At 44.8% G+C, this 16,503-nt stretch carries 17 protein-coding genes and 6 tRNA genes; 14 read left to right on the forward strand and 9 right to left on the reverse strand.

All coding sequences use genetic code 11. From position 1 onward, the window contains the following. Positions 1 to 41: 41 nt before the first annotated feature. Positions 42 to 425, forward strand: a complete 384-nt coding sequence (locus KI742_RS22545) for a hypothetical protein (RefSeq protein ID WP_373417461.1) — start codon at positions 42 to 44, stop codon at positions 423 to 425. Positions 426 to 745: 320 nt separating this feature from the next. On the opposite strand, the gene KI742_RS22550 is transcribed toward KI742_RS22545, so the two are convergent. Beyond that, positions 746 to 822: transfer RNA gene (locus KI742_RS22550), tRNA-Pro, on the reverse strand. Positions 823 to 1,081: 259 nt separating this feature from the next. On the opposite strand from KI742_RS22550, the gene KI742_RS22555 reads away from it, so the two are divergent. The 3 genes from KI742_RS22555 to rluF all read left to right on the forward strand — a co-directional run bounded on the left by KI742_RS22555 (position 1,082) and on the right by rluF (position 3,185). Then, positions 1,082 to 1,222: a DUF3149 domain-containing protein gene (locus KI742_RS22555; RefSeq protein ID WP_005382236.1), complete on the forward strand. Its 141-nt coding sequence runs from the start codon at positions 1,082 to 1,084 to the stop codon at positions 1,220 to 1,222. Positions 1,223 to 1,354: 132 nt separating this feature from the next. After that, complete coding sequence (smrA, locus tag KI742_RS22560; protein ID WP_005382233.1) at positions 1,355 to 1,936, forward strand: DNA endonuclease SmrA; 582 nt, start codon at positions 1,355 to 1,357, stop codon at positions 1,934 to 1,936. Positions 1,937 to 2,030: 94 nt separating this feature from the next. Further along, complete coding sequence (gene rluF / locus KI742_RS22565; protein ID WP_137281769.1) at positions 2,031 to 3,185, forward strand: 23S rRNA pseudouridine(2604) synthase RluF; 1,155 nt, start codon at positions 2,031 to 2,033, stop codon at positions 3,183 to 3,185. Between the two features lie 64 nt (positions 3,186 to 3,249). Here the strand turns inward: rluF and ybaK are convergent, their stop codons facing one another. From ybaK to hemA, 8 genes are all read right to left on the reverse strand, one after another. Next, positions 3,250 to 3,723: a Cys-tRNA(Pro) deacylase gene (gene ybaK / locus KI742_RS22570; RefSeq protein ID WP_137281768.1), complete on the reverse strand. Its 474-nt coding sequence runs from the start codon at positions 3,721 to 3,723 to the stop codon at positions 3,250 to 3,252. 102 nt (positions 3,724 to 3,825) lie between these two features. Further along, complete coding sequence (gene ushA, locus KI742_RS22575) at positions 3,826 to 5,508, reverse strand: bifunctional UDP-sugar hydrolase/5'-nucleotidase UshA (protein ID WP_285385875.1); 1,683 nt, start codon at positions 5,506 to 5,508, stop codon at positions 3,826 to 3,828. Positions 5,509 to 5,728: 220 nt separating this feature from the next. Beyond that, on the reverse strand, positions 5,729 to 6,580 hold the full coding sequence (gene kdsA / locus KI742_RS22580) for a 3-deoxy-8-phosphooctulonate synthase (protein WP_005384095.1): 852 nt from the start codon (positions 6,578 to 6,580) through the stop codon (positions 5,729 to 5,731). A gap of 53 nt (positions 6,581 to 6,633) precedes the next feature. Continuing rightward, positions 6,634 to 7,443 (reverse strand): SirB1 family protein, encoded by an 810-nt coding sequence (locus KI742_RS22585; protein WP_005384098.1) that lies wholly within the window; start codon positions 7,441 to 7,443, stop codon positions 6,634 to 6,636. 5 nt (positions 7,444 to 7,448) lie between these two features. Next, positions 7,449 to 7,832 (reverse strand): SirB2 family protein, encoded by a 384-nt coding sequence (locus KI742_RS22590; RefSeq protein ID WP_005382225.1) that lies wholly within the window; start codon positions 7,830 to 7,832, stop codon positions 7,449 to 7,451. Between the two features lie 40 nt (positions 7,833 to 7,872). Next, entirely contained in the window at positions 7,873 to 8,727 is an 855-nt protein-coding gene (prmC, locus tag KI742_RS22595; RefSeq protein ID WP_017634841.1) for a peptide chain release factor N(5)-glutamine methyltransferase, read from the reverse strand. 3 nt (positions 8,728 to 8,730) lie between these two features. Beyond that, entirely contained in the window at positions 8,731 to 9,819 is a 1,089-nt protein-coding gene (gene prfA / locus KI742_RS22600; RefSeq protein WP_005382222.1) for a peptide chain release factor 1, read from the reverse strand. 29 nt (positions 9,820 to 9,848) lie between these two features. Further along, positions 9,849 to 11,105, reverse strand: coding sequence for a glutamyl-tRNA reductase (gene hemA, locus KI742_RS22605; RefSeq protein WP_017819987.1), 1,257 nt, complete (start codon positions 11,103 to 11,105; stop codon positions 9,849 to 9,851). Positions 11,106 to 11,239: 134 nt separating this feature from the next. Here hemA and lolB point away from each other — a divergent pair, with 134 nt between their 5' ends. The 10 genes from lolB to KI742_RS22655 all read left to right on the forward strand — a co-directional run bounded on the left by lolB (position 11,240) and on the right by KI742_RS22655 (position 16,448). After that, positions 11,240 to 11,878 carry a lipoprotein insertase outer membrane protein LolB gene (lolB, locus tag KI742_RS22610; RefSeq protein ID WP_017634843.1) on the forward strand — a complete coding sequence of 213 codons (639 nt, stop codon included), beginning with the start codon at positions 11,240 to 11,242 and terminating at the stop codon, positions 11,876 to 11,878. Continuing rightward, the gene (ispE, locus tag KI742_RS22615) at positions 11,875 to 12,747 is read left to right on the forward strand and encodes a 4-(cytidine 5'-diphospho)-2-C-methyl-D-erythritol kinase (RefSeq protein ID WP_213901884.1); all 873 of its coding nucleotides are present in this window, start codon (positions 11,875 to 11,877) and stop codon (positions 12,745 to 12,747) included. Before lolB ends, ispE begins: the two co-directional genes overlap by 4 nt. A gap of 27 nt (positions 12,748 to 12,774) precedes the next feature. Continuing rightward, positions 12,775 to 13,719: a ribose-phosphate pyrophosphokinase gene (locus KI742_RS22620; protein ID WP_005393176.1), complete on the forward strand. Its 945-nt coding sequence runs from the start codon at positions 12,775 to 12,777 to the stop codon at positions 13,717 to 13,719. Positions 13,720 to 13,869: 150 nt separating this feature from the next. Beyond that, complete coding sequence (gene pth, locus KI742_RS22625; RefSeq protein ID WP_042524127.1) at positions 13,870 to 14,460, forward strand: aminoacyl-tRNA hydrolase; 591 nt, start codon at positions 13,870 to 13,872, stop codon at positions 14,458 to 14,460. Between the two features lie 10 nt (positions 14,461 to 14,470). After that, positions 14,471 to 15,562: a redox-regulated ATPase YchF gene (ychF, locus tag KI742_RS22630; RefSeq protein ID WP_005393178.1), complete on the forward strand. Its 1,092-nt coding sequence runs from the start codon at positions 14,471 to 14,473 to the stop codon at positions 15,560 to 15,562. 284 nt (positions 15,563 to 15,846) lie between these two features. Beyond that, positions 15,847 to 15,923: transfer RNA gene (locus KI742_RS22635), tRNA-Met, on the forward strand. Between the two features lie 40 nt (positions 15,924 to 15,963). Further along, positions 15,964 to 16,048, forward strand: a tRNA-Leu gene (locus KI742_RS22640). Between the two features lie 32 nt (positions 16,049 to 16,080). Further along, positions 16,081 to 16,155, forward strand: a tRNA-Gln gene (locus KI742_RS22645). Between the two features lie 77 nt (positions 16,156 to 16,232). Continuing rightward, positions 16,233 to 16,309, forward strand: a tRNA-Met gene (locus KI742_RS22650). 54 nt (positions 16,310 to 16,363) lie between these two features. Next, positions 16,364 to 16,448 (forward strand) — tRNA-Leu (locus KI742_RS22655). Positions 16,449 to 16,503: the final 55 nt, after the last annotated feature.

A 16,503-nucleotide genomic window follows, 5' to 3' on the forward strand; every position in this document is an offset into this window, starting at 1 on the left:
ATATGAAATTTAAATATTTATTCCTATACACGATTGGAATTATGCTCACTTCTTCGCTGTCTTATGCTAAACCGCCATGCAACGTAGAAGCTTTTCAAGCTATTGATATAACTCCGGAAGTAAAAGGCGGTGTTTTAGATAAAGATAGTGGTCAATTTCTTATTACCGAAAAACCAATGATGCGTTGCGCGAACATCACGTTTTCAACAGCCCACACTCGAAATCGCGTTGCACATATGATGAACCAAGGCTTTGAAGCGGTTTACTATGATGGAAATACAAGCAAATCTCACTCAGTAACGTTTGATGAAGACGATTTAAAAGCGGGTTACGTCAAGATTGGGCCAAATCACCCAAAGACCGCTTATGTCTGTTTCACTACTTCTGAAACTCCTATCAATACTATCTCGTGTGACATCAAGTAATAAATTTACTCGCTCTAAAAAATGAAAAGGCCCTACATTTCTGTAGAGCCTTCCTCTCAATACGTGTCGGTGAAGAGCCATGTTCTAACTTCAAGCGAACCCCATTTGGTTCGATACTATTGAAGTCTAAAATTACTAGCACTAAAAACGACGAAAGCCTGCTCATTGAGCAGGCTTTCTAAAAGTGGTCGGTGAAGTAGGGATTCGACGCGACTGGGCTTCCAGAGGACTGGCATTCCAGACCCCGATCCTCTGGTTCCAAATAAATATCACCAAATACGAAAAAGGCTCTACATTTCTGTAGAGCCTTTTTCTCAATATGGTCGGTGAAGAGGGATTCGAACCCCCGACCCTCTGGTCCCAAACCAGATGCGCTACCAAGCTGCGCTATTCACCGAGATGTTTAACTGAGGAATTGTCCCCGTCAACGAATGCGTATATTACGGATTCTGAACTGTGGCGCAAGTGCTTTTTACAAAAAAACCTTAGGTCTTAATTCGTTTGATGAATAACTGAACACTAGCACGTAAAATGTGACTGATAACTCACAACAAAATACAGTTTATTAACCTTAGCAACATAATTGATCCAGATCAGTGTGCAACAAGACACCGCCATTTAGTTTATTCCTGTCGGGAACATCTTGGAGGAAACGTATGGACTTTTGGCTTGATCTCCTATTTGGTAATGCAGTGGGTCTATCGTCAATGATAGTAATTTTTGGGGCAATTGGTCTGATGTTATTTTACGGCGGTTTCTTCATATACAAGATCATGAACGACAAATCTCCTCACTAGATCTCGCTTAGCTCTAGAAACGCTTTGCACCGGAGTCGGTTACTTGCCTACTCCGGTTTTTTATTTGATCTCAATGCACCACTCATTGATATAATCCTATTATTCTTCCCTGTTCTTAATGAGATTACTGCTATGTCTCACGACGACGATTTTGATCTATTTCAACAGATGATGGGCGATGTAAAGCCAATCACTCAAGACACCACCGAACACAAAAAAGTACACCAAGTAACAGAAGCACAGCTCGCAAAACGCGAAGCAGCAATCTGGTTAACGGAAGATGACCCAGAATACCTATCACTTGATCACGCTGAAATGCTTAAGCCAGAGGACTTTGTTGAGTTCAAACGTGATGGTGTACAGGACGGGGTTTACCGCAAACTTCGCCTTGGTAAGTATCCAATCCAAGCTCGCTTGGATTTGCACCGTAAAACATTGAAAGAAGCACGTGATGAAGTCGTGACGTTTTTAAAGCAATGCCTATCAATGGACATTAGAACGGTCGTTATCGTCCATGGTCGAGGAGAACGCTCAAATCCACCTGCAATGATGAAAAGCTTTGTTAGCAGTTGGCTACGACAAATAAAGGAAGTCCAATGCGTCCATAGTGCGCAACGCTTTCACGGTGGAACTGGAGCCGTTTACGTCCTACTTAGAAAAAGTGCGGAAAAGAAATTAGAAACCCGCGAACGTCACCAAAAACGGTTAGGCTAAATTTCACCCTAATGCTAGAATGCCCGCCCTTATTCTTCCTTCCCCTTAAAGGAAGGGAGCTTCATTCGCCGTTGTGAAACGTTAGGAGACAAAAATGTCACAAGACAACGCTAAACGATTAAATAAATTCATCAGTGAAACGGGGTTTTGCTCACGCCGTGAAGCAGACAGACTGATTGAGCAAGGCCGTGTCACCATTAATGGCAACAAACCTGAAATGGGGACAAAAGTGCTACCTGGTGATGATGTTTGTGTGGATGGTAAGCCAGTAGCAGCAAAAGAGAAGCCGATTTATATCGCTCTCAATAAACCAACAGGCATCACCTGTACAACTGAGAGAGACGTCCCTGGAAACATCGTTGATTTCATCGGCCACCAAAAACGTATCTTTCCGATCGGCCGCTTAGACAAACCCTCTGATGGTCTGATCTTTTTGACCAACGATGGCGACATCGTGAACAAAATCCTTCGCGCAGGCAACAGCCACGAAAAAGAGTACGTCGTACGCGTGGACAAGCCAATTACAGGCGAATTTCTCAAACAGATGTCGAGTGGCGTTAAGATTCTCGACACAGTCACCCTACCTTGTAAGGTAACAAAAGAGACTAAATTCTCTTTCCGTATTGTGCTCACTCAAGGACTTAACCGTCAGATCCGTCGCATGTGTGAAGCGCTGGGCTATGAAGTATTCAAGCTGCGTCGCGTACGCATCATGAATATCTCTCTTGATGGTATTCCCAATGGGAAATGGCGTTATCTAAGTGACGAAGAAGTGGCAGAGATCCTAGCAATGTGTGAAGGCTCGGTAGGTACAGAAGAAGCATCAAAAACAGACTCCAGAGGTCGCAATATTCGTAAAGCGACCGATGCGAAACTTTACGATAGCCGTGAAGAAAACCAAAACTCAACGGCACGCCGCAACCAAAAAACTCGTACGTTCCGTGGCAACAATGCTGATGAATTCCGTCATGCACCGAACTCGAAAAAAGGCCAACAACGTCGTCAACGTGATGATGAAGGTGGACGCCCAGCAAAAGAGCATTACAAAGCGAAACCACAAGGTGAACGCAGCAGACCGCAAGGCGAGCATGGTAAATCACACCGTAAACCAGATGCATCGAGCAATACGCATTCAGCAAACAAGCCTCAATCACCGAGTAAGCCCAAGCAGCATTACATGAACCCAAATGCCGCGAAACCAAGTAAACCAGCTAAACGCACTGGTGGTACATTGAGTCTGAAGAAGTAACGCTTCACTGACAGGCAAGATCAAAAAAGGACGCTCATGAGCGTCCTTTTTATTTGTCATGAGTTTACAAACAAAGAGGTGCAAACTGACCGCGAGTTAAGCTCAGCAAATCTCTCGGGGCTAACTCAATTTCTAAACCACGTTTACCAGCACTCACACAGATTGTGTCTTGCTCTGCTGCGCTTTCGTGCAAAAAAGTAGGTAAGGCTTTCTTCTGCCCTAGTGGGCTAATTCCACCAACGACATAACCTGTGGTCTTTTGCGCGATTTCCGGATCAGCCATATCGGCCTTTTTGCCCTTCGCTGCTTTCGCCGCCAGTTTTAGGTTCAGCTTTTGATCAACAGGGATAATCGCAACCACAAGGTTCTTTGGCTCCCCGTTCAAGCAGAACAACAAGGTTTTAAATACTGTTTTCGGATCCTGTCCTAGCACTTCAGCAGCTTCTAAACCATAACTATCGGCTCTAGGATCGTGCTCATATTGATGGATGGTGTGTGGGATTTTTTTCTTTTTCGCAAGATTAATGGCCGGAGTCATCAAGATTCTCCTCATAAAAACAAAAAGCGCAGACTGAATTGGATCTGCGCTTTTAGTTAATGATATCAGCGAGTTTGAGTCAATCGCTTTTTCTCTGTTGGATTACTGATCAATCGCCGTATCAACTAAATACGTGATTTCACCTGAAGGGGCATACTCATTAACATCAATAGGGCTGTGTGTTTCTAAATAATCCTTCAAAACTTCAGCATCGGTAAAACCTGTATTTACATACCCTGGATGATCGTCGATTTTAGGGTAACCATCACCACCAGCAGCATTGTAGCTTGGTACGGTAAAGCGGTAATTACCATCTAAGCGAAGTTGCTTATTACCAATAAACACATTGGTTACCTCACCATTATTGATACTCATCGCAATGCCGGCAAACTGTGCATAAGCACCAGAGTCAACAGGCTTAGTTGCAACAACATTTAGATAATCTAATACCTCTTTACCCGTCATATCAACGTAAGAAACCATATTGCCAAATGGCTGAACAGTGAGCACGTCTTTATAAGTAATATCACCCGCAGCAATCGAATCTCGAACACCACCAGAATTCATTACGGCGAAATCTGCTTTCGCACGTTCCATGTGAGCCGTTGCAATTAATCGACCTAAGTTTGTTTGCTGGTAACGAACCACATTGCGGTCACCCTCAAGCTTACCGTTAGATTCTGCAATCTTCACGTTTAGCTTGCCCTGACCTTTTTCTTGATAAGGACGAAGAAACTCAAGCATCATTTCGTCTTGTTTAATCTCTTCTTGGATCAAGACTCGTTGCGACTGACCATCAACTTTAACTTTCTTTTTCAAGTTTACAGGGATTAGATCGTAGCTCACCATCGAGAGTTCGCCATTACGAAACTCGTAATCGGCGCGTCCCACATATTTCCCCCACTCATGTGCCTGAACAATAAAGATACCATTTTGTTTATCGGGCTGACATTCATCACCTGGTTTAAAGTTCTTTTTGATAACGTTTGGACCTTCCATGCACACAGGTTCTTGTGAGTGTCCTCCAACGATCATGTCGAGATCGCCGTCATTCAAATAACGAGCTAACGCCACATCGCCAGGAGCATTGATGCCTCTATTACCATTTTCATAGTGTCCCATATGCGTGACAGCAAAAATCAGATCTGGATACTCTGTCTCTTTCAGTTCTGCAATCAACTTCTTGGCTTCTTCTTTTGGGTCACGGAAGTCAATTTGTTCAATGAATTCAGGGTTGCCAAGTTTCGCTGTGTCTTCGGTTGTAAGGCCAATGACCGCAATTTTAATGCCCTGCTTTTTAAACATCGCGTATGGTTGGAATAAACGCTTGCCAGTATTTTTATCGTAAATATTGGCAGACAACATCGGAAAGTTTGCCCACTCTTGCTGCTTGAATAGCACATCCAATGGATTATCAAACTCATGATTACCTAGAGCCATCGCATCGTAACCAATTTTGCTCATGCCTTTAAAATCCGGCTCGGCATCTTGTAAATCAGACTCAGGTACTCCTGTGTTGATGTCACCACCAGAAAGCAATAACACGCTCCCCCCCTCAGCCTGTATTTCTTCGCGCAAATCATCGATTAACGTTTTACGCGCCGCCATGCCATATTCACCGTATCGATTTTGCCAAAAGCGACCATGATGATCGTTAGTGTGCAATACGGTCAATTTATAGGTTGTATCGGCATTCCATTCTGGTGCAGGTTGCGTAGCACACCCAGCTAACGAGGCCAAGATAGCGGCACTCAAAACAGTTTTGATCATCAGACGCTGATTCATTTATTTACCTTTTTCTTATTGGGATTACTGACGCACATTTTAAGCATTCGATCTATTTGAAAACCACGTGCACCCTAACACATTGATTTAATAATTATGATGCATTGTTTAGCAATAACAAATTCATCAGTAACAAGTTTGAGAATTTACAGTTTTTCAGATAAAAAAATAGCCAACACTCGGTTGGCTATAGTATTTGTTACCACCAGTCATCTGGCGTTTACTTGATATCTATATCTGCAAAGCTCTTGATCAGATCATCAAGCGATTTCATTTGTGCTAAGAATGGCTCTAACTTGTCTAGAGGCAGTGCAGATGGGCCATCACAACGCGCTTGGTCTGGGTTTGGGTGCGCTTCGATAAATAGACCTGCGATGCCTGTCGCTAGACCCGCTTTTGCAAGCTCAACTGTCTGCTCACGACGGCCGCCAGATGCTGCGCCTGATGGGTCACGCATTTGTAGTGAGTGCGTTACGTCAAAGATGATTGGGCTACCTTTTGAAGCATTTTTCATCACACCAAAACCAAGCATATCAACCACTAAGTTGTCGTAGCCGTGGCAAGAACCGCGCTCACATAGGATGATCTTGTCGTTACCGCATTCTGCGAACTTCTCAACGATGTTACCCACTTGACCTGGGCTCATAAATTGAGGTTTCTTCACGTTGATAACCGCACCTGTTTTGGCCATAGCTTCAACAAGGTCAGTTTGACGAGCTAGGAATGCAGGAAGCTGAATAACGTCTACCACGTCAGCGACAGGTTGAGCTTGCGCTTCAGTGTGAACGTCCGTGATGATCTTTACACCAAAAGTGTCTTTCAGCTCCTGAAAGATTTTCATACCTTCTTCCAGACCTGGACCACGGTATGAATGAACAGAACTGCGGTTTGCTTTGTCAAACGACGCCTTAAATACGTAAGGAATACCAAGTTTTTCCGTTACTTTTACGTAGTGCTCACAGATCTGCATCGCAAGATCACGAGACTCAAGAACGTTCATACCTGCAAATAGGGTGAATGGCTTGTCGTTAGCAACCTGAATGTCGCCGATATTAACGATTTTCTGTTCCATTTTGATTCTCTTTTTCTGTCCACGATACGCCACCGTTCGGCACATCGATAAAATTAGTGAAGTGTGACGTGCGTTTCACTCATCACATTAACTTGTGATTTTAGTAGCTCGGAAGCCGGATCGTCAGGGCATTGGTCAATAAAGTACTGAAAATCTGATACCGCTACTTGAGGGCACTCTAGCTGTTGGAAAATAAAACCACGGTCACGAATTTCGTATGGGTCATCTGGCACAAATGTTAGAGCAAGATTTGTACAACGTAATGCCAGCGTATAATGCTCTTCACGCAACATCGCACTTTTAATCAACGCCAACCAGCGACCAATAATTGTTGGGTTGTCAGCTTCCTCAAAATGTTCAGGCTTTAGCTGAGCTAGCGGTCCTTCTTGGCCAATAAGCCAAGCTTGAAGAATCCTTTCACCTACATACTCACCATTAAATGGGTTGATGTAGTCTGGCTTCTTATGCATCCAGTCGACTTTTAACAGGAACTGAGTAGGGAAAGTAACTCCCTTCAACGGGAACCCCAGCTTTTTGCCTAGGTATAACAAAATCGAACCTAAGCTCACAGGAATACCTTTTCTGCGCTCCAACACTTTATCGATGAAGCTGTTGTCCGAAATAAAGTATTCCTGCTCGTCGCCTTTGAATCCCCACTCGTGGAAAAACAGTCGTAGGAATGCATCAAATCGTTGCTCTTCATCGGTTTCATGAACAAGCGTGGCTTCTGCATCTTTGTAAAGACGCTCTAACTCTTGTTTCGCCCAATGTACTTTGGTTTCTGGGTTAATCGCTTTGTTTAGCTCAAGCGCACCTTCCACCAACGGTATATTGTCAAAATCTTCGTCAAAAAACTCTAACATGACGTCTATCCAAATAACGTAGGGCTCTTAGACACAGCAATGTTTGCAGCCATGACCAACCAACCTAATGCGCCGAAAAAGCCAAATATCTTCAGTAGGTTGTTTTTCGCAAGTTTCAATGAGAAGAATCCAAGCGCAATGTACGCCAGTACGCAGGTGATTTTGTTTGTTAACCACGGTGCGGCATCGGTAAACGGGATGAAACCCGTAATGAAAATAAGCGCGATACCTGACACTAGCAATGCAGTATCAACGATGTGGGGAAACACTTTCAAAAAGCGATTATTTCGCTTCGGTGAGTTCATCATCATTAACACGAATCGGATCGATAGTAGCGTCGCGCTGAGAGCGATCGTCACTAAGTGTATGTGTTTTAGAGCTACGTACATTTTTCTTCTCTTTTTAGTTAGTGTTTGCTGACTTCCATGATTAACTGGCCAGACAACCAAGCGTTACTCGATCGTTACCGCCATAATCTTTTTCCGTAGCGACCTGTTGGTAACCAAAGCCACGCATTATCTCACGCACCGCCTCACCTTGATCATAACCATGTTCAAATGCCAGCCAACCGCCCACTTCAAGATACTGACGAGCAAGATCCGAGATATGACGAATATCAGCTAAGCCATTCTCTTTAGCAACTAATGCAGATTTTGGCTCAAAGCGCACATCACCTTGGGATAAATGTGGATCTTTTTCATCAATATATGGCGGGTTGGAGACAATTAAAGCAAACTTCGTACCTTCTGTAATAGGCTCAAACCAACTGCCTTGAGCAAAGGTCACATTTTTGATGTTTAGCTGCTCAGCATTGTACTCTGCAAGTGCTTTCGCTTCTTGTTTGAGATCTACGCCCATCACTTGACGTTTTGGCATTTCAGATGCGAGTGCGATAGCAATTGCCCCCGTCCCCGTTCCAAGATCTAAAATAGGCCCAGTTTGCTCGTAGGTCTTATCGAGTGCAACCTCGACCAAACGTTCTGTATCCGGTCTTGGGATCAAGGTAGAGGGAGAAACTTTGAACGGTAAAGACCAAAACTCTCGCTCACCAATAATATAAGCGACGGGTTCACCAGTTAAACGTCGTTCAAGTAGAGCATCAAACTGAGATTTTTGCTCTGCTTCTAACGCTTTTTCTGGCCAGGTCAGCAGGTAAGTTCGTGGTTTGCCAAGGACATGGCAAAGGAGTACAGCTGCATCGAGAGAAGGCGACTCTTTGCCGCCTTCTGCCAGTTTCGCCGTCGCACTTTTCAGTGCTTGCTCAATCGATTGAACTTGGCTCATCGATTAGCCGTTCTCTGCGAGCGCCGCAAGTTGGTCTGCTTGGTGCTCTTGAATCACAGGATCAATCAAGCTCTGCAGGTCACCTTCCATCACTTCGTTCAAACGATAGATGGTCAGGTTGATACGGTGATCAGACACACGACCTTGTGGGTAGTTGTATGTACGAATACGGTCACTACGGTCACCAGAACCTAGAAGGTTACGACGTGTATCAGACACTTCTGCGGCACGACGCTCTTCTTCCGCTTGAACGATACGAGCAGCAAGAACCGCCATTGCTTTCGCTTTGTTCTTGTGCTGTGAACGCTCATCCTGACACTCTACTACCGTACCCGTTGGTAAGTGGGTAATACGGATTGCAGAATCCGTGGTGTTAACGTGCTGACCACCCGCGCCAGATGCACGGAACGTATCGATTTTCAGGTCTGCTGCTTTGATTTCTGGCAGATCCGCTTCAGGGATTTCCGCCATTACTGCTACTGTACAAGCAGAAGTATGCACACGGCCTTGAGATTCAGTTGCAGGAACACGTTGCACACGGTGACCGCCAGACTCAAACTTCAGTACGCCGTATGCACCGTCGCCGCTCACTTTTGCGATCATCTCTTTGTAACCACCGTGCTCAGCCTCGTTTGAAGACATGACTTCGATGCGCCAGCCACGCTTTTCTGCGTACTTGCTGTACATACGGAATAGATCACCCGCGAAAATGCCCGCTTCATCGCCACCCGCACCTGCACGAATTTCTAGGAAACAGTTACGATCATCGTTCGGATCTTTTGGCAGAAGAAGAATCTGTAACTCATCAGTAAGACGCTCAATCGTCGCTTTCGCTTCTTTGATTTCTTCTTGCGCCATTTCACGCATTTCTTCGTCGTCTTCGTTTGCCATCTCTTCAGCGGCGACAAGATCTTCTTGTGCTTGTTGATAAGCTTGGAAGCACTTGGTTACTTCTTCTAGCTGAGAGTACTCTCTTGATAGAGCACGGAATTTGTCCTGATTTCCAATTACATCAGGATCACCAAGAAGATGTTGAACTTCTTCGTAACGTTCTACTAGCGTTTCTAGCTTAGTCAGAATAGAGGCTTTCATAGTGTCGTTTTCTTAATAAAAAGCGTGAGTTATAGATCATCCAAGCCAAGTGTTTGGCGGATAATCGTTAATTTTGCTGGTTCGCCTTGCTCTGCTGCACTTTGCAATGCGCGAGTTGGAGCGTGAATCAGTTTGTTGGTGAGTTTATTACTCAGCTCGCGCAGCACTTTCTCCGGATCTGCGCCTGCCGCTAAAGATTGCAAACTTTTGCTCAGTAACTCTTCACGAATTTCGTTGGCTGATTTGCGATAGTCGCGAATACTATCGACGGCTTGCAGTGAACGCAACCATGTCATAAATGCAGCGCTTTCTTCACTAACAATCGCTTCAGCTTGAATCGCTTCGACTTTACGCTGCTCAATGTTGCTGTCGATGATAGATTGCAAGTCATCAACAGAATACAGATATGCGTCGTTCAGTTCACCGACTTCCGACTCTACATCTCGCGGCACCGCAATATCGACCAACAAGATAGGTTGATGCCGGCGCTGCTTTAGAGCCGTTTCGACCATACCTTTGCCAATAATAGGCAATGGGCTCGCCGTTGAGCTAATCACAATATCCGCTTTCGCCAAATGTTCAGGAATTTCGTTCAAACTGATCACTTCTGCGCCAAATTGGTCCGCTAAGCCTTGCGCGCGCTCTTTAGTGCGGTTCGCGACAATCATTTTTGTGCAACCGTTGGACGCTAAATGCTTCGCGACCAATTCAATCGTCTCACCCGCACCAACCAAAAGCACGGTTGAATCTGATAACGACTCAAAAATATGTTTTGCCAGTGTACATGCCGCATAAGCCACGGACACGGCATTACCACCAATATCTGTCTCTGTTCTTACCCGTTTGGCGACTGAGAACGTCTTTTGAAACAGTTTATCAATCGAGGCATCGACGGCTTGATGATCTCGCGAGTCAGAAAATGCTTGCTTTACCTGCCCCAAAATTTGAGGCTCACCCAACACCAGAGAGTCAAGACCGCACGATACGCGCATCAAATGCTTTATTGCAGCTTGTTCTTCATGAACATACAAACTCGGCATTAAATCTTCGCGGCTCACTTGATGAAATTGAGCAAGCCAATCGATCAACTTGCTTCGCGCTCCTTGCTTAACATCGCAGTACAACTCAGTTCGGTTACAGGTTGAAACAATCACACTGCCGTTAACTGCTTCGTGCTCTCTAAGTTGCTCGAGTGCAGGGCCGAGTTTATCCGGACCAAACGCCACCTTCTCTCGCAAGTCGACAGACGCTGTATTGTGATTAATTCCAATAGCAAGCAAGGACATCTAACGTGGTATCTCTGGGATAGGTTATAAAATAGGTCCAGAATTTTACTGTAAGCACGCATTTATTGAAAGGGTAAGCCGGATTTGTTTTCCTAAGTGCGACTTTTCAATGCTATAGTTGTGAGCGATTCCCGATGAAACTGATTAATAAGCCATCAAACATGACGTTACGCTCCTTTATTCTTTTTTTCTTGTCGAGCTTACTGCTCGCTGGTTGTTCGTCCGTTCCTGAAAGTGTTACCAGCGTTGAATGGCAAGCTCATGAGCAGCGACTCGAAACCATCCAAGATTTTCAAGCAACGGGGAAACTTGGTTATATTGGCCCAGACCAAAGACAAAATTTAAACTTCTACTGGAAACATTCTTCAGCACTAAGCCAGTTGCGTTTAACAACGATTCTCGGACAAACGGCATTAAAGCTCACCATCACCCCACAAGGCGCCACAGTAGAAACTTACGACGATCAGGTCCTTTCTTCTCGCAGTGCTAACCAGCTGATTTACCGTCTTACAGGGTTGATGATGCCCGTCGATCACATGCCTGACTGGCTATTAGGTCTACCGACCGATGCCGACAAATTCCAACTGTCTCCAACCAATACACTGCAAGCGTTAAACAAACAAATTGGTTTAAATGATTGGAGTATTGCATATCAAAGATATGGCGACGTTCAATGGCATGAACAGTCTCTCCCTCTGCCAAATAAGCTGAAACTCACCACAGCTGATGTCAAAATAAATCTAGTGATCACAAAATGGAACATCACCCAATGATTGAACTTTCAACACGCTGGCCATCACCAGCGAAATTGAATCTCTTTCTATATATCAACGGCCGTACAGAGAATGGCTACCACGAGTTACAAACCTTATTCCAATTCGTCGATCACGGCGATGAGCTCACCATTCAAGCGAACCATTCTGGTGATATTACGATTTCTCCAGACATAGAAGGTGTGCCCCTTCAAGACAATTTAATTTGGAAAGCAGCAACCGCGCTTCAAGCTTACTCAAACTGCCCTTTTGGCGCGCATATTGAGCTACAGAAAGTGCTGCCTATGGGTGGAGGCATTGGTGGGGGCTCATCGAATGCAGCTACAGCATTAGTGGCACTGAATTACTTATGGCAACTGAATCTAACTGACGACGAACTGGCTGAAATAGGTTTAAAACTGGGCGCAGATGTGCCCGTATTTGTGCGCGGATTTGCAGCTTTTGCTGAAGGTGTTGGTGAAAAACTCTCTCCTGCTTATCCCGAAGAAAAATGGTATTTAGTCGTCAGACCGAATGTATCTATTGCAACCGTAGACGTTTTTTGTCATCCAGATTTGACGCGAAACACCCCAAAACGAGATCTAGAAACACTTTTAAATACGCCAGGCGTAAACGATTGCGAAAAAATTGTACGAATGCTCTACCCAGAGGTTGATAAGCAACTTTCTTGGCTGCTACAATACGCGCCGTCAAGATTGACGGGGACAGGATCTTGCGTTTTTGCTGAATTTTCGAGCAAATCTGAAGCAGAAACTATCCTTGCACAACTCTCTGATAAAGTCTCGGCATTTGTCGCTCAAGGGCGCAATATTTCGCCATTAAAAGAGACTTTGGCTGAATACCAATCAGCCTCACACCGACCTATTTAAACTGGACGCAAACCCGAGGTTTCCACCGTGCCTGATATGAAGCTATTTGCTGGTAACGCAACACCTGAACTAGCCCAACGTATTGCTGATCGTCTTTACATCTCTCTTGGTGATGCATCTGTTTCTCGCTTTTCTGATGGCGAAGTTGCAGTTCAAATCAATGAGAATGTTCGTGGTAGCGATGTTTTCATCATTCAATCCACTTGTGCACCGACTAACGACAACCTAATGGAATTGGTTGTTATGATTGATGCAATGCGCCGTGCTTCAGCAGGCCGTATCACTGCAGTTATCCCTTACTTCGGCTACGCTCGCCAAGACCGTCGTGTACGTTCTGCGCGTGTGCCAATTACTGCAAAAGTTGTTGCTGATTTCCTATCTAACGTTGGTGTTGACCGCGTTCTAACTATCGACCTACACGCAGAGCAAATTCAAGGCTTCTTCGATGTACCTGTAGACAACATCTTCGGCACGCCAGTGCTACTTGAAGATATGCAGGCTCGCGGTCTAGATAACCCTGTAGTGGTATCTCCTGACCTAGGTGGCGTTGTTCGTGCTCGTGCAACAGCAAAAGCACTAGGCGACATCGACATCGCAATCGTAGATAAGCGTCGTCCACGTGCAAACGTTTCTGAAGTAATGAACCTAATCGGTGATGTTGAAGGTCGTGACTGTGTGATCGTTGATGACATGATCGACACAGGTGGCACACTATGTAAAGCAGCTGAAGCACTAAAAGAGCGCGGTGCTAAGCGTGTATTCGCTTACGCTACTCACGCAGTATTCTCAGGCAACGCTGCGGATAACATCAAGAACTCAGTTCTTGACCAAGTTATCGTAACTGACTCTATCTCTCTGTCTAAAGAGATGGCTGCAACAGGTAAAGTGACAACACTAAGCCTATCTCGCATGCTGGCTGAAGCGATTCGTCGTATCAGCAACGAAGAGTCAATCTCTGCAATGTTCAACTAATACGAACATTTCAGTTACACTGATTTCAAAAGCACCCCTCTTTGGGGTGTTTTTTATTTGTACTGATAACTAGAAAATCCCTTGGTCGCCCACTGCGAGAATTCTGTGCTATCATACTGCGCTTTTTGAGATTCCAGAGAGATCCTAACCTTGACTCAACCAATCAAACTTCTTGTTGGTCTTGCTAATCCGGGACCAGAATACGCCAGAACTCGTCACAATGCGGGCGCTTGGGTTGTAGAAGAATTAGCACGCGTTCACAACGTTACACTGAAGAACGAACCAAAGTTTTTTGGTCTAACAGGACGCATTATGGTCAATGGCCAGGATCTCCGTTTGCTTATCCCAACCACCTTCATGAATCTATCAGGTAAATCGATCGCAGCGCTTGCGAAATTTTATCAAATTAAACCTGAAGAGATCATGGTTGCTCATGACGAGCTAGACTTACCGCCAGGTGTCGCTAAGTTTAAAAAAGGTGGGGGTCACGGTGGACACAACGGTCTGCGTGACACCATTAGCAAACTGGGCAATAACAAAGATTTTTATCGTCTTCGTATTGGCATTGGTCATCCGGGACACAAAGATAAAGTGGCGGGTTTTGTATTAGGTAAAGCGCCAGCTAAAGAGCAAGAGCTTTTAGATGCAGCAGCTGATGAGGCTGTTCGTTGTCTAGATATCCTGATTAAGGATGGCCTATCTAAAGCACAAAATCGCCTCCACACGTTCAAAGCTGAATAAGGTTACTATCATGGGTTTTAAATGTGGCATCGTTGGTCTACCTAACGTAGGTAAATCAACTCTGTTCAACGCACTAACTAAAGCGGGTATCGAAGCAGCAAACTTCCCGTTCTGTACCATTGAACCAAACACTGGTGTGGTTCCTGTGCCGGATCTACGTCTAGACGCACTAGCTAAGATCGTTAACCCACAGAGAGTTCTTCCAACGACGATGGAGTTCGTGGACATCGCAGGTCTTGTTGCTGGTGCATCACGTGGTGAAGGTTTAGGTAACAAATTCCTAGCTAACATCCGTGAAACAGACGCGATTGGCCACGTTGTACGTTGTTTTGAAAACGAAAACATTGTTCATGTTTCAGGTAAAGTTTCACCTATCGAAGATATCGAAGTGATCAACCTCGAACTTGCAATGGCTGACCTAGATTCTTGTGAGCGAGCGATTCAACGTAACGCGAAGAAGGCAAAAGGCGGCGATAAAGACGCAAAATTTGAACTAACCGTACTAGAGAAACTGTTACCAGTACTAACTGAAGGCGGCATGGCACGCACAGTTGAGCTATCTAAAGAAGAGTTAGCAGCGATCGGCTACTTAAACTTCCTAACACTGAAGCCAACTATGTACATTGCAAACGTAAACGAAGATGGCTTCGAAAATAACCCATATCTAGATGCGGTTCGTGAGTTCGCTGAAAAAGAAAACAATGTCGTTGTACCTGTATGTGCAGCTATCGAATCTGAACTATCTGAACTAGAAGATGAAGATCGCGAAGAATTCCTAGCAGATATGGGGATCGAAGAGCCGGGTCTGAACCGTGTAATTCGCTCTGGTTACGAACTACTGACTCTACACACCTACTTCACAGCAGGTGTTAAAGAAGTACGTGCTTGGACAATCCCTGTTGGTGCAACTGCGCCTCAGGCGGCAGGTAAGATCCACACTGACTTCGAGAAAGGCTTTATTCGTGCAGAAGTAGTCGGTTACGACGATTTCATCCAATTCAATGGTGAAAATGGCGCAAAAGACGCAGGTAAATGGCGTCTAGAAGGTAAAGACTACATCGTAAAAGATGGTGATGTTGTACACTTCCGCTTCAATGTTTAATTAAATGAATGAATTCTAAACACTTCATTTACACTAAAAGCCAGCTGTTAAGCTGGCTTTTTTAATACCTTAAGTAAATGAACAAAAATAAATTACGCAACTGCAAGCTAATTTATTTCCAGTTTTAGATCATAAACACGCCTCTTTGTTTAAAAAGGAAGCGAACGAGGTTTTTTCCGAAATTTATTAAAAAAAACTGTTGACGGATCTCACTCAACTTCGCATAATGCGCGCCGTTCCCAACGACAAGGCAACAAAGCGTTGAGAACAAAAAATATGGTTTTGGCTACGTAGCTCAGCTGGTTAGAGCACATCACTCATAATGATGGGGTCACAGGTTCGAATCCCGTCGTAGCCACCATTCCTAAATGTTCTTTTTATCAGAGCAGTTAGGAATAGATGCGGAAGTGGCGGAATTGGTAGACGCACCAGATTTAGGTTCTGGCGCCGCAAGGTGTGAGAGTTCAAGTCTCTCCTTCCGCACCATATTTCAAATAGTCATTGTGACTATTGCCTGCAGGTCTATCGCCAAGCGGTAAGGCAGCGGCTTTTGATGCCGCCATTCCCTGGTTCGAATCCAGGTAGACCTGCCATTATTCAAGTGCGATTCCTTTATAAAAGGGGTTGTCACTGAGAGCGTGAAGGTTTATATTGTCTCGCTCCAAAAGATGGCTACGTAGCTCAGCTGGTTAGAGCACATCACTCATAATGATGGGGTCACAGGTTCGAATCCCGTCGTAGCCACCATGAACAACGTTATTTAGGTCTTTACCAATTACCTTGATAACTACAGAATAAGTTGCGGAAGTGGCGGAATTGGTAGACGCACCAGATTTAGGTTCTGGCGCCGCAAGGTGTGAGAGTTCAAGTCTCTCCTTCCGCACCATTATTAAAGTCTCTTTTATTAGAGCAATGTAGGGCTATCGCCAAGCGGTAAGGCA

The organism is Vibrio sp. D417a, assembly GCF_030248595.1.
In the GTDB taxonomy this organism is placed as follows: Bacteria; Pseudomonadota; Gammaproteobacteria; order Enterobacterales; family Vibrionaceae; genus Vibrio; species Vibrio alginolyticus.

Excerpts from the sequence above, each read along its gene's own strand:
- KI742_RS22545 (WP_373417461.1), top strand. The coding sequence starts at position 42 with ATGCTCACTTCTTCGCTGTCTTATGCTAAACCGCCATGCAACGTAGAA.
- KI742_RS22555 (WP_005382236.1), top strand. The coding sequence starts at position 1,082 with ATGGACTTTTGGCTTGATCTCCTATTTGGTAATGCAGTGGGTCTATCG.
- smrA (WP_005382233.1), top strand. The coding sequence starts at position 1,355 with ATGTCTCACGACGACGATTTTGATCTATTTCAACAGATGATGGGCGAT.
- rluF (WP_137281769.1), top strand. The coding sequence starts at position 2,031 with ATGTCACAAGACAACGCTAAACGATTAAATAAATTCATCAGTGAAACG.
- ybaK (WP_137281768.1), bottom strand. The coding sequence starts at position 3,723 with ATGACTCCGGCCATTAATCTTGCGAAAAAGAAAAAAATCCCACACACC.
- ushA (WP_285385875.1), bottom strand. The coding sequence starts at position 5,508 with ATGAATCAGCGTCTGATGATCAAAACTGTTTTGAGTGCCGCTATCTTG.
- kdsA (WP_005384095.1), bottom strand. The coding sequence starts at position 6,580 with ATGGAACAGAAAATCGTTAATATCGGCGACATTCAGGTTGCTAACGAC.
- KI742_RS22585 (WP_005384098.1), bottom strand. The coding sequence starts at position 7,443 with ATGTTAGAGTTTTTTGACGAAGATTTTGACAATATACCGTTGGTGGAA.
- KI742_RS22590 (WP_005382225.1), bottom strand. The coding sequence starts at position 7,832 with ATGTACGTAGCTCTAAAACACATACACTTAGTGACGATCGCTCTCAGC.
- prmC (WP_017634841.1), bottom strand. The coding sequence starts at position 8,727 with ATGAGCCAAGTTCAATCGATTGAGCAAGCACTGAAAAGTGCGACGGCG.
- prfA (WP_005382222.1), bottom strand. The coding sequence starts at position 9,819 with ATGAAAGCCTCTATTCTGACTAAGCTAGAAACGCTAGTAGAACGTTAC.
- hemA (WP_017819987.1), bottom strand. The coding sequence starts at position 11,105 with ATGTCCTTGCTTGCTATTGGAATTAATCACAATACAGCGTCTGTCGAC.
- lolB (WP_017634843.1), top strand. The coding sequence starts at position 11,240 with ATGAAACTGATTAATAAGCCATCAAACATGACGTTACGCTCCTTTATT.
- ispE (WP_213901884.1), top strand. The coding sequence starts at position 11,875 with ATGATTGAACTTTCAACACGCTGGCCATCACCAGCGAAATTGAATCTC.
- ychF (WP_005393178.1), top strand. The coding sequence starts at position 14,471 with ATGGGTTTTAAATGTGGCATCGTTGGTCTACCTAACGTAGGTAAATCA.